The organism is Dechloromonas denitrificans (genome assembly GCF_020510665.1).
Taxonomy (GTDB): Bacteria; Pseudomonadota; Gammaproteobacteria; order Burkholderiales; family Rhodocyclaceae; genus Azonexus; species Azonexus denitrificans_B.
Genome location: NZ_CP075187.1, coordinates 1601478 through 1613251, shown reverse-complemented (window position 1 = coordinate 1613251; position 11774 = coordinate 1601478). Strand labels below are relative to the sequence as shown.

At 57.5% G+C, this 11774-nt stretch carries 11 protein-coding genes; 2 read left to right on the top strand and 9 right to left on the bottom strand.

Going from position 1 to position 11774, the window contains the following annotated elements:
* Positions 1 to 3: 3 nt before the first annotated feature.
* The 9 genes from rseP to rfbD all read right to left on the bottom strand — a co-directional run bounded on the left by rseP (position 4) and on the right by rfbD (position 8289).
* Complete coding sequence (gene rseP / locus KI614_RS07465) at positions 4 to 1371, bottom strand: RIP metalloprotease RseP (RefSeq protein WP_226408983.1); 1368 nt, start codon at positions 1369 to 1371, stop codon at positions 4 to 6.
* A complete protein-coding gene (ispC, locus tag KI614_RS07460; protein ID WP_226408980.1) occupies positions 1368 to 2558 on the bottom strand; it encodes a 1-deoxy-D-xylulose-5-phosphate reductoisomerase in 1191 nt (396 codons plus the stop codon). The genes rseP and ispC overlap by 4 nt, the downstream gene beginning before the upstream one ends.
* On the bottom strand, positions 2555 to 3394 hold the full coding sequence (locus KI614_RS07455) for a phosphatidate cytidylyltransferase (protein ID WP_226408978.1): 840 nt from the start codon (positions 3392 to 3394) through the stop codon (positions 2555 to 2557). Before KI614_RS07455 ends, ispC begins: the two co-directional genes overlap by 4 nt.
* Entirely contained in the window at positions 3387 to 4148 is a 762-nt protein-coding gene (gene uppS, locus KI614_RS07450; RefSeq protein ID WP_226408976.1) for a polyprenyl diphosphate synthase, read from the bottom strand. Before uppS ends, KI614_RS07455 begins: the two co-directional genes overlap by 8 nt.
* Positions 4149 to 4179: 31 nt before the next feature.
* On the bottom strand, positions 4180 to 4737 hold the full coding sequence (gene frr / locus KI614_RS07445) for a ribosome recycling factor (RefSeq protein ID WP_203466465.1): 558 nt from the start codon (positions 4735 to 4737) through the stop codon (positions 4180 to 4182).
* 11 nt (positions 4738 to 4748) lie between these two features.
* Positions 4749 to 5465, bottom strand: coding sequence for a UMP kinase (gene pyrH, locus KI614_RS07440; RefSeq protein WP_203466464.1), 717 nt, complete (start codon positions 5463 to 5465; stop codon positions 4749 to 4751).
* A 19-nt stretch (positions 5466 to 5484) separates the two neighbouring features.
* Positions 5485 to 6384, bottom strand: coding sequence for a translation elongation factor Ts (gene tsf / locus KI614_RS07435; protein WP_226408974.1), 900 nt, complete (start codon positions 6382 to 6384; stop codon positions 5485 to 5487).
* Between the two features lie 55 nt (positions 6385 to 6439).
* Positions 6440 to 7189 carry a 30S ribosomal protein S2 gene (rpsB, locus tag KI614_RS07430; RefSeq protein WP_203466462.1) on the bottom strand — a complete coding sequence of 250 codons (750 nt, stop codon included), beginning with the start codon at positions 7187 to 7189 and terminating at the stop codon, positions 6440 to 6442.
* A 188-nt stretch (positions 7190 to 7377) separates the two neighbouring features.
* The gene (rfbD, locus tag KI614_RS07425) at positions 7378 to 8289 is read right to left on the bottom strand and encodes a dTDP-4-dehydrorhamnose reductase (protein WP_226408972.1); all 912 of its coding nucleotides are present in this window, start codon (positions 8287 to 8289) and stop codon (positions 7378 to 7380) included.
* A 118-nt stretch (positions 8290 to 8407) separates the two neighbouring features.
* Here rfbD and map point away from each other — a divergent pair, with 118 nt between their 5' ends.
* Both map and KI614_RS07415 read left to right on the top strand, forming a co-directional pair.
* Positions 8408 to 9208, top strand: a complete 801-nt coding sequence (gene map, locus KI614_RS07420; RefSeq protein ID WP_226408969.1) for a type I methionyl aminopeptidase — start codon at positions 8408 to 8410, stop codon at positions 9206 to 9208.
* The gene (locus KI614_RS07415; protein ID WP_226408967.1) at positions 9208 to 11766 is read left to right on the top strand and encodes a [protein-PII] uridylyltransferase; all 2559 of its coding nucleotides are present in this window, start codon (positions 9208 to 9210) and stop codon (positions 11764 to 11766) included. The genes map and KI614_RS07415 overlap by 1 nt, the downstream gene beginning before the upstream one ends.
* Positions 11767 to 11774: the final 8 nt, after the last annotated feature.

Genomic DNA, 11774 nt, shown 5'->3' with positions numbered 1-11774 from the left:
CATTCAGCCGAAAAACAGGCGGTTCAGGTCGTTAAAAAATGCGAAAGCCATCAGGATAAAAAGAAGGGACATTCCAACTCGCTGCCCTATCTCCATCGCACGCTCGGATAACGGCCTGCGCCTGACGACTTCGATCATATGATACATCAAATGCCCACCATCAAGCACCGGGACAGGCAGCAGATTCAACACACCAAGACTGATGCTGACCAGCGCCATGAACTTGATGTAATAGTCGAATCCAAGCTTGGCTGACTGACCGGCGTAGTCTGCAATAGTGACCGGCCCGGAAAGGTTCTTCCACGAAACCTCCCCCGTCAACATTTTGCCCATCATAACCAGGCTGAATACAGACTTATCCCAAGTTTCAACCAGCGCCTTGCTTCCCGCCTGGAAGAAATCATAACGGACAAATGCACGCACCTCGCGATGCGCTTCCCCTGTCTCAGCTACACCAATACCAATTTTCCCTACGCTGCGGCCGCGCTCGGAAACCAGCTCCGGCTGGACATCAAGCATCAGTTGACCGGACGGCCGCTGGACTTCGAAATGCAGCAGACGGCCGTCGGAGTCACGAATTTTCACAACCAGTTCATACCAGGTTGAAATTGGCTGACCATCGACAGAGAGAATGCGATCTCCGCTGAGCAGACCGGCCCGCTCAGCAATACCGCCACCGAGCACCTTGCCAATCACCGGCGGCAACTTGGGACGATAAAAGTTAATTCCAAGGCGCTCAAGCGCGTCCCCTTCCCAGCCTTTATCGGAAGCTGCCGACAAGGCAAGACGGCGCACACTGATTTCCTGCTGCTCGTTGATGACTTCAAGTTCTACGCTTTCCTGCTCCACCGCCTTTTGCAGCAAAGCCCAGCGCAAATCATTCCAGGTGGCTACTGGCTGACCATCGAGCGCACGAACCTGATCGCCATTGTTGATGCCGGCCATGGCTGCTGGGGTTCCGACGGCAGGCATCCCGAGAACCGGCAACAACTCCTGGCTCCCGGTCATGAATATCACCCAGTAAAGCAGGATGGCCAGTACAAAATTCGCCAGAGGTCCGGCAACTACAATCAGACTGCGCCGACCGACTGTTTGGCGATTGAACGTACGGTGCAATTCGTCGGCAGGAACATCGCCCTCTCGTTCGTCAAGCATCTTGACGTACCCCCCCAGGGGGAAAATGCTGACAGCCCATTCGGTACGATCAGTCCCGCAGCGCTTTTGCCAGAGAACTTTGCCGAAACCAAGGGAAAAACGAAGAACCTTGACACCACAGAAACGCGCCGCCAGGTAATGGCCCAATTCGTGAACGGCAATCAGAACAGCCAGAACGAGCACAAAGGCAGCAAGATAAAACAGGAAATTACTCACGCGAAACGCTGTTCCAGAACCATTTTCGTTGCCAGCGAACGAGCATTGGCATCAGCCTCCAGCACATCAGCCAGACTTCCCTCCGGACCGGCCGGCAAGGCATTCAGCACAGCCTCATTGAGCCGGGCGATTCCCAGGAAAGGCAATTTCCGGGACAGGAAAGCGTCGACCGCAATCTCGTTGGCGGCATTCAGGATGGCGGATGCTGTTCCACCTTGATTGAGAACATCGTATGCCAGCTGCAAACAACGGAAACGCTGAAAATCGGGTTCGGAGAAATCCAGTCTGCCGATCTTGAATAAATCAAGAGGCTCGACGCCAGCGTCAATCCGCTCGGGGTATGCCAGCGAATAAGCGATCGGAGTCCGCATATCCGGATTCCCCAATTGAGCCAGCACGGAACCGTCGGCATACTCCACCGCCGAATGAATCACACTCTGCGGATGCACCACAACCTGGATGGATGCCGGTGAGGCAGCAAACAACCAATGCGCCTCGATGACCTCCAATCCCTTGTTCATCATCGTTGCCGAGTCGACTGAAATTTTCCGCCCCATCACCCAATTCGGGTGAGCACACGCCTGTTCGGGCGTGACATTCGACAGCGCCTCAAGCGGTGTATTACGGAAAGGCCCTCCCGAGGCGGTCAGCAAAATCCGGCGTACTCCACAAGCGTCCAGTCCTCGTGCAAAATCAGCCGGCAAGGCCTGAAAAATGGCATTGTGTTCGCTGTCGACCGGGAGAAGCGTCGCACCATGTTCGCGCACAGCACGCATGAACAACTCGCCGGCCATGACCAGCACTTCCTTGTTGGCCAGCATGATTTTCTTACCAGCGCGCGCAGCGGCCAGTGTTGGCTCAAGGCCCGCAGCACCGACAATCGCCGCCATGACGGCATCGACTTCGGGCAGCGAAGAAAGCTCGATCAGCGCATCAACACCGTGCAGCACTTCTGTGGCAAGCCCGGCCGCTTGGCAGCGCTGACGCAAGTCACCCGCCAGGGCTGCATCGCGCAATACGGCAAAACGCGGCTTGAACTCCAGACATTGCTCGAACAGCTTATCGACCTGCCTATGCGCACACAGCGCAAAGGCCCGATATCGGTCCGGATGGCGTCGAATGACGTCGAGCGTACTAACGCCGATCGATCCAGTGGCACCAAGTACAGTGATGTTCTGCATTTTCATGATGCGCCGTGACTGATTAGCAGCCAGAGCAATGCAACCACCGGCAACGTTGAAGTCAGGCTGTCAATCCGGTCAAGCACACCGCCATGGCCTGGCAAAACATTGCTGCTGTCCTTGATGCCAGCCTTGCGCTTGAGCAGCGACTCATAAAGATCGCCAATAATACTGATCGTGGTAATGCCGAGAAGGAGCAGAACCCATAGAGGCAGAGCTGGCGATTCGAGCGAAAAGGCAGCACGAACGACCAGACCGTAGATCACGACGCCGACAGCGGCCCCCACAGCCCCTTCCCAGGTTTTCCCCGGACTGATGGTGGGTGCCAGCTTGTGCTTGCCGAAAGCCTTGCCTGAAAAATAAGCAGCAATATCAGCCATCCAGACAACGGCAAAGATTGCCAACAATACCGCCGGGCCGAGAATGCGCAACTGGACCATGGCCAGCCATGTCGGCAACAGCACGACAGCCCCCACCAGCAAGCCGACCACGCCTCCCTGAAGCGCCCATTTGTTGTGCAACCAGAATGGCATGACCAGACACCAGAAGATGGCGGCAAGGCCATAAAACAGGAAAACCCAGGGTTGAGCGACGTCGACCGTAGCCCCCACCCCCATGGCCCCGGGAAAAGCAAACGAAACCGCGGCGCAGATCAGGGCGGTTGCGACGCCTAATGTGCGCCGTGCAGGCTCCTGCCAACCGAGCAAGGCGCCCCACTCCCAAGCAGCGACACCGATAAAGGCAGCAACCAGCAACGCCCAATCCGCCTGCGGCAACATGAAGATGCTCGGCAAAAGAAGCGCCATCAAAACCAGCGCCGTGATCACACGGGTTTTAAGCATTGTTTTTTTCCACCAGCTGCTCGCTGGTTCGACCGAAACGGCGTTCGCGCTGCTGATAGGAAGCTATCGCCTTGTCAAATTCAGCAGTGTTGAAATCCGGCCAGAGTGTCGGCGTGAAATAAAGCTCGGTGTACGCCAATTGCCAGAGGAGAAAATTACTGATTCGCTCTTCGCCGCCAGTGCGAATGAAAAGATCCGGTTCCGGCGCGTAGCTCATCGACAACCAAGGTTCCAGATCAGCCTCTGTCCAGCCAGCGTGTTTTTCCGGCTGCGCCGCAAGCATGCGATTAACTGCCTGCATGATGTCCCAGCGACCACCATAATTGGCCGCAATCGTCAGTTCAAGGCGAGTGTTAACTGCAGTCTTGTCCTGCGCATCGAGAATCAACTGCCGGAGGCGTGCATCAAAGGGCGAAAGATCACCAATAATCCGCAACCGGACACCATTTCGATCCAGCTTCTCGACTTCCTGCTCGAGCGCCTTGACGAAAAGCTGCATCAACAGGGAAACCTCGTCCTGCGGTCGACGCCAGTTTTCAGATGAAAATGCAAACAGGGTCAGGTGCTGGATGCCGCGCTCAAGACAGGCGCGAACCATTTCGCGAACCAGTTCGACGCCTTTGACATGACCGGCAACGCGCGGCAAAAAGCGTTTTTTGGCCCAGCGGCCATTGCCATCCATGATAACGGCGACGTGCCGTGGAACGGCAGCCGCCTCGGGAACCTGACGTGTCGAACTGGAGAATAGTGCCATCAAGTCGAAACCGACTGAGTCAGCAAACGACTCAAACCTGCATCAGCTCGGCCTCTTTCGCGGCGAGCATCTTGTCGACTTCAGCAATGGATTTATCGGTCAGCTTCTGTACGTCGTCCTGAGCGCGACGCTCGTCATCCTCAGGAATTTCGCCCTTCTTCAGCGCATCCTTGAGGTGATTGTTGGCATCGCGACGTAGATTGCGAATCGCCACCTTGGCAGCCTCGCCTTCGGTCTTGACAACCTTGATCAGGTCACGGCGACGCTCTTCGGTCAACGCCGGCATCGGGACGCGTATCAGATCGCCCTGCGATGACGGATTCAGACCCAGATCGGAGTCACGAATGGCCTTCTCGACCTTCTGTGCCATACCTTTTTCCCAAGCCTGTACGCCGATCGTACGTGCATCAACCAGGGTCACGTTGGCGACCTGATTTACCGGCACCATCGAGCCGTAGTAATCGACCTGAACGTGGTCAAGCAGGCCCACATGGGCGCGACCGGTACGGATTTTCTGGAGATCGTTCTTGAGCGACTCCAGGGTTTTGAGCATTTTGCCTTCGGCAGTTTTCTTGAGTTCAGCAATCATCTTGTTCTCCCTCAGCAATAGACCAGCGTACCTTCATCTTCACCGCAGACCACGCGCTTCAGCGCGCCGGACTTGAAAATGGAGAATACATTGATCGGCAATTTTTGATCGCGGCAAAGCGCGAAAGCGGTTGCATCCATCACCGCCAGATTCTTGGAGATCGCCTCATTGAAGCTGATCTTGTCATAACGCGTGGCCGATGGGTCTTTTTTCGGGTCAGCCGAATAAATACCGTCCACCTTGGTGGCCTTGAGCACGATTTCCGCGCCGATTTCCGAGCCGCGCAGTGCTGCAGCGGTATCGGTTGTAAAAAACGGGTTGCCGGTTCCAGCACCGAAGATGACGACCTTACCTTCTTCGAGATAGCGAATCGCCTTGCCGCGGATATAAGGCTCAACTACTTGTTCAATATTTAACGCCGACTGCACGCGGGCGTTCAAACCACCCTGGCGCATGGCATCGGACAAGGCCATGGCATTCATTACCGTGGCCATCATGCCCATGTAATCGGCGGTAGCGCGATCCATCCCGGTGGCCGTACCGGCCATGCCGCGAAAGATGTTGCCGCCGCCAATCACGACGCCAATTTCCACACCCATGTCAGACACCCCCTTGATCTCCGCGACAATACCCGCAATCACTTGCGGATTGATGCCGTAGGCGTCATTGCCCATCAGGGCCTCGCCGGAGAGTTTCAGGAGAATGCGCTTGTACTTGGGTGCGGTCATGGCGTTATTCCTTGATTACTTACTTCTTGGCAGCAGCGGCAGCAGCTTGAGCGGCAACTTCAGCAGCGAAGTCGTCAACCTTCTTTTCGATGCCTTCACCAACCAGGAACAGGCTGAAGCCAGCGACGGAAGCGCCCTTGGCCTTGAGCAGCTGCTCGATGGTTTGCTTGCCGTCTTCAGCCTTGACGAACACTTGACCCAGCAGGGTCACGTCCTTCAGGTACTTCTGAACGGTACCTTCGGCGATCTTTTCGAGCATCGCTTCCGGCTTGCCGGCTTCGCGGGCCTTTTCGATGGCAACGCGACGCTCGGTGTCGAGCAGGTCAGCGGAGACACCGGAGGCATCCAGGGACTTCGGCTTGGATGCAGCGATATGCATCGCCAGATCCTTGCCCAACTGTTCATCACCACCGATCACATCAACCACGACACCAACCTTGGCGCCACCGTGGATGTACGACTGCAGCTTGCCCTTGGCTTCGAAGCGGACAAAACGACGGATCGTCATGTTTTCGCCAATCTTGCCAACCAGAGCGGAACGGGTCGATTCGACCGTGCCTTCGCCCATCGGCAGAGCCGACAAAGCTGCGACGTCAGCCGGATTGTTGCTGGCAACCAGGGCGGCACTGCCGTTGGCCAGCGCGATGAATTCGTCGTTCTTGGCAACGAAATCGGTTTCGCTGTTAACTTCGATCATGGCACCGGTCTTGCCGTCAGCACTGATGCTGACTGCAACGATACCTTCAGCCGCGATACGGGCAGCAGCCTTGGAGGCCTTGTTGCCCAGCTTGACGCGGAGGATCTCTTCAGCCTTGACCATGTCGCCATCAGCTTCGGTCAACGCCTTCTTGCATTCCATCATGGGTGCGTCGGTCTTGCCGCGCAGTTCTGCCACCATGCCTGCGGTAATTGCTGCCATATTATTCTCCTGAGCTTTTAAAACAGGCGGAGCTTAGCGCCCCGCCATTGCAACCTTATTGCGCTGCTTCTTCCTGGACTTCGACGAACTCGTCGTCGCCACCAGCAGCAACAATTTCCTGAACCACCTGGTTACGGCCTTCGAGGATGGCATCAGCCACGCCGCGGGCGTACAACTGGATAGCGCGGGAAGAGTCGTCGTTACCCGGAATAACGTAGGAAACGCCTTCCGGAGAGTGGTTGGTGTCAACCACGCCGATGACCGGGATACCCAGCTTTTCAGCTTCGGTAATGGCAATTTTGTGGTAGCCGACGTCGATAACGAAGATAGCGTCCGGCAGGCCGGCCATATCCTTGATGCCGCCGATAGACTTCTGCAGCTTTTCCATTTCGCGACGGAAGGTCAGCGCTTCCTTCTTCGGCATACGTTCGATTTCACCGGCTTCAACGGCGATTTCCATATCCTTCAGACGCTTGATCGAGGTCTTGACCGTCTTGAAGTTGGTCAGCATGCCGCCGAGCCAACGCTGATCAACGAACGGTGCGCCAGCGCGCTGGGCTTCCTGAGCGAGGATTTCGCGAGCTTGACGCTTGGTGCCAACGAACAGGATGTTGCCGCGATTGGCGGACAGCTTCTTCACGAAAGCCATGGCTTCGTTGTACTTAGCCAGGGTCTTTTCGAGGTTGACGATGTGAATCTTGTTGCGGGCACCGAAGATATACGGGGCCATCTTGGGGGACCAGAAACGGGTTTGGTGACCGAAGTGGACACCGGCTTCCAGCATTTCGCGCATGGTAACGGACATAGTAAAACTCCTTAAGGGTTAAACCTCCACCCGCCAGAAACGCCTGCCAAATCAATAAATTGGCAAACACCCTTAATCGGCGGATGTGTGGATTTGATCGCATGCACCACGCATACGACCTGTTTTTTCGGGCATTCCCGCCCAGAAAAACCTGACGATTATAGCAGCAGAACCGTCGACTTTAAAGCTCAATAACCATTTTGCTTGAGTGCCAGCAACTGCAGCATGCGCGCCAGATAGGGCTGCCAGTCGGGCATCTGCAAGCCAAAGTCGGACTCCAGGCGAGCGCAGTCGAGCCGCGAATTGGCCGGCCGCACGGCTGGCGTCGGATATTCCGGCGTCGTAATCGCACGAATAGCATCCGGTTTGAGGCGCAAAACGAATCCTGGCATCTGCTCGGCCAACTGAAGAATCGTCGTCGCAAACGCATGCCAACTCACCGGATTCGCCGCGGCCAGATGATAAAGACGGTTTTCGCCCTTTTCGAGCCGTTGACCGCAACGCGTCATCGCCAAGGCAATACCAGTGACCGTAGCAATCAGCGCCGCCGGTGTCGGCGAGCCGACCTGGTCATCAACCACACCCAGGGAGTCACGCTCACGGGCGAGACGCAAAATCGTTTTGACGAAATTATTGCCGCGCGCGCCAAATACCCAGCTGGTACGAAAAATAAGTGACTTGCCTCCTGCCGCCCGAATTGCTTCCTCGCCAGCCAGCTTGGTATGTCCATAGACGCTTTGCGGTGCTGTCGGGTCGGACTCGACATAGGCGGAGCTCTTGCGTCCGTCGTACACGTAATCGGTCGAGTAATGGACCAACAACGCATCAAGCCGCAACGCCTCTTCTGCCAGAATAGCCGGCGCTTCGGCATTGATCCGGCGTGCCAGCGCAGGTTCGGACTCAGCCTTGTCGACTGCGGTATAGGCCGTCGCATTGACAATCACTCCCGGACGGACCGCCCGGACAACTGCGCGAATCTGCTCGGGATCTGCCAGATCGCACTCGGCACGACCGCAGGCAACAACCTTGCCGTGCGGCGCGAGCGAGCGCTGTAATTGCCAGCCGACCTGGCCATCCTTGCCGAGCAGCAGAATACTCATCGTCACCACCTGCGTTCTTGAAAGGCCGGAAGTATGCCATTACAAGGCGCCCCTTGCTTTGAGAAACAGGAGGCATCCTTTATCCTTGGGACTTCCCCAAACGTTTGATAGAACAGCCATGAGCATCAGCATCAAGACGCCTGAAGAAATCGAAAAAATGCGCGTCGCCGGGCGCCTCGCCTCCGAAGTTCTCGATTACATCGAGCCTTTCGTCAAGGTCGGCGTCACCACCGAAGAACTCGACCGCCTCTGCCACGACTACATGGTCAATGTGCAGGATTGCATTCCCGCACCACTCAACTACGCACCGTCAGGCTACGACCCTTATCCCAAGTCGATCTGCACCTCGATCAACCAGCAAGTTTGCCACGGTGTGCCGAGCGACCGCGTGCTCAAGAACGGCGACATCGTCAATCTCGACATCACGACGATCAAGAGCGGTTACCACGGCGACACCAGCCGGATGTTCATCGTCGGTGAAGGCTCGATCCAGGCCAAGCGGCTTTGCGAAATCACCTTCGAATGCCTGTGGCTGGGAATTTCGGTTGTCCGGCCCGGCGCCTTCCTGGGCGATATTGGCGCAGTCATCCAGAAGCACGCCGAGAAGAACGGCTACTCAGTCGTTCGCGAATTCTGCGGTCACGGCATCGGGGCCAACTTCCACGAAGACCCGCAGGTCGTGCATTACGGGAAGACCGGTACCGGCCCACGCCTTGAGGCCGGGATGATGTTCACCATCGAACCGATGATCAATGCCGGCAAAGCCGCCATTCGTGAGATGAATGATGGCTGGACCATTGTCACCAAGGATCGCAGCCTTTCGGCACAGTGGGAACACACCCTGCTGGTCACACCCACCGGCTACGAAATCATGACACTGTCGGCTGGCTGCCGCCCGAAACCGGACTGGATCGGCTAATGAGCATCGATGTCGGCGCCCTGCGCGAAGAAGTCAAAGCCTTTCGCAAAACCCTGCAGGAAAACTATGCCAGGGACGGCGACGCGCTCGCCTTGCTGCATGCTCGCAGCAACCAGGTCGATAGCGTACTGACCCGGCTGTGGCAGGCGCAGGATTTTCCGGCTACGCTGACACTGGCTGCCGTTGGCGGCTATGGCCGCGGAGAGCTCTACCCGGCCTCCGACATCGACTTGCTGATCCTGTTGCCGCAGGAACCCAATGCCCAACTCCAGGAAAAACTCGAACGCCTGATTGGCTATTTCTGGGACATCGGCCTGGAAATCGGCCACAGCGTCCGGACCATCCAGGAGTGCCTGGACGAAGCAGGCAACGACATCACCGTCCAGACCGCGCTGCTCGAAGCTCGCTTGCTGACCGGCAACGAAAAGCTGTTCTCGACCTTTCAAAAGCGCCTGCGCGGCAATCTCGATCCGCTGGTGTTCTTCGAAGCCAAGCGTCTTGAGCAGCAGGAGCGCTACCTGCGCTTCAACGAAACCCCCTACAGCCTCGAACCCAACTGCAAGGAGTCGCCCGGCGGTCAACGTGACCTGCAGGTCATTTTCTGGGTTGCTCAAGCCGCCGGTTACGGCACCACTTGGGCTGACCTGGAAAAATACGGCTTCCTGACCGCCGAAGAAATGGCACACGCCGAGCAGTGCGAGGAATATCTCCGCCACCTGCGCATTCACCTGCATTTCACCGTCGGCCGGCGCGAAGATCGCCTGCTCTTCGACTACCAGAATACGCTGGCCACCCAATTCGGCCTGGCTTCCAATGAAGCGCGGCGCGCCTCGGAACAGCTGATGCAGGGCTACTACCGCAATGCCAAGGCGGTCACGCTGCTCAACACCATCCTGCTGCAGAACATCGGTGCCGCCCTCGCGCCGGAAAACGAGCAGATGCCGCAAGGCCTGGACGATGATTTCCAGACCATCGGCAACCTGCTCGATATCCGTGACGAAACCCTGTTTGCCCGCCAGCCGGAATCGATTCTCGATTGTTTCCTGGTCATGCAGGAAAACACCGAACTGCACGGCATGACCGCCCGCACATTGCGCGCCCTGTGGCGTGCCCGCGAGCTGATCACCCCGGAGTTCCGGGCCGACCCGATCAACCGCTCGGCCTTCCTCAAGCTGTTCCAGAGCGAACGCGGCGTCGTGCACGAATTCCGCCGGATGAACCAGCTCGACATCCTCGGCGCCTATCTGCCGAACTTTGGCCGCATCGTCGGCCAGATGCAGCACGACCTGTTCCACGTCTACACCGTCGATCAGCACATTCTGCAAGTCCTGCGCAACATCCGCCGCTTCACGATGAGCGAATTCGCCCACGAATATCCACTCTGTTCGCGCGTCATGAGCGAACTCGACCGTCCCTGGCTGCTCTACATCGCCGCCCTCTTCCACGACATCGCCAAGGGCCGCGGCGGTGACCACTCGCTGCTTGGCACGGTCGACGCCGAAGAGTTCTGCAAATCGCACGGCCTCGACAACGAAGATACCGAACTGGTTGTCTGGCTGGTTCGCAGCCATCTGACGATGTCGCAAGTCGCCCAGAAAGAAGACCTCTCCGACCCGGACGTCATTGCCAATTTTTGCCGCCTGGTCGGCGATGCCCGTCACCTGGCCGCACTCTATCTGCTGACTCACGCCGACATTCGCGGCACCAGCCCGAAAGTCTGGAACCAGTGGAAAGGCAAACTGCTCGCCGATCTCTACTATCAAACGCTGCATCACCTCAGCCAGGGCGAAGCACCGGCACCGCAAGGCATCATCGCCGAACGCCAGGCCGAAGCGATGCGCCTGCTGCGCTACTTTGCCCTCTCGGCAACCGTGCATGAGCGCCTGTGGAAGCAACTCGACACGGTTTATTTCCTGCGCCACTCGGCTGAAGAAATTGCCTGGCACACCCGCGCCCTTCACTACCGGATATTCAACAACCAGCCCGTCGTCCGCGCCCGCCTGCACCAGGAAGGCGAAGGGCTGCAGGTCATGGTGTACACGCAGGATCAGCCTGACCTCTTTGCCCGCGTCGTCGGTTTCTTCGCCCGGGCCGGCTACAGCATCGTCGATGCCAAGATTCACACTACGGCACACGGCTACGCGCTCGACAGCTTCGTCCTGCTCGACATTGAAAAACGCGACAACAACCGCGAAATGCTGGCCTATATCGAGCACGAACTGGAGCAGCGCCTGATTCACCAGACGCCGCCCGAAGCCCCATCAAGCGGCCGGCTGTCGCGCCAGGTGAAGCACTTCCCGATCAAACCGGAAGCCGTCATCCGCAGCGATGAAAAAGGATCGCACTTCATCCTCTCGCTGATGGCTGCCGACCGCCCCGGCCTGCTCTACACCGTGGCCAATGCACTCGCCGCGCATGGTGCAAATCTGCACACCGCCAAAATCATCACGCTCGGCGAACGCGCCGAAGACGTTTTCCTGATCAGCGGCGGCGATCTGCAGGAAAGCGCCAGCCGCATCCGGCTCGAAACCGAACTGATGGAACAACTGAAGGTTTAAGAGGCGGC

Coding starts and splice junctions, on each gene's coding strand:
- frr (WP_203466465.1), bottom strand. CDS start 4,737: ATGATTGCTGAACTCAAGAAAACTGCCGAAGGCAAAATGCTCAAAACC.
- KI614_RS07415 (WP_226408967.1), top strand. CDS start 9,208: ATGAGCATCGATGTCGGCGCCCTGCGCGAAGAAGTCAAAGCCTTTCGC.
- tsf (WP_226408974.1), bottom strand. CDS start 6,384: ATGGCAGCAATTACCGCAGGCATGGTGGCAGAACTGCGCGGCAAGACC.
- map (WP_226408969.1), top strand. CDS start 8,408: ATGAGCATCAGCATCAAGACGCCTGAAGAAATCGAAAAAATGCGCGTC.
- pyrH (WP_203466464.1), bottom strand. CDS start 5,465: ATGACCGCACCCAAGTACAAGCGCATTCTCCTGAAACTCTCCGGCGAG.
- rpsB (WP_203466462.1), bottom strand. CDS start 7,189: ATGTCCGTTACCATGCGCGAAATGCTGGAAGCCGGTGTCCACTTCGGT.
- KI614_RS07455 (WP_226408978.1), bottom strand. CDS start 3,394: ATGCTTAAAACCCGTGTGATCACGGCGCTGGTTTTGATGGCGCTTCTT.
- uppS (WP_226408976.1), bottom strand. CDS start 4,148: ATGGCACTATTCTCCAGTTCGACACGTCAGGTTCCCGAGGCGGCTGCC.
- ispC (WP_226408980.1), bottom strand. CDS start 2,558: ATGAAAATGCAGAACATCACTGTACTTGGTGCCACTGGATCGATCGGC.
- rfbD (WP_226408972.1), bottom strand. CDS start 8,289: ATGAGTATTCTGCTGCTCGGCAAGGATGGCCAGGTCGGCTGGCAATTA.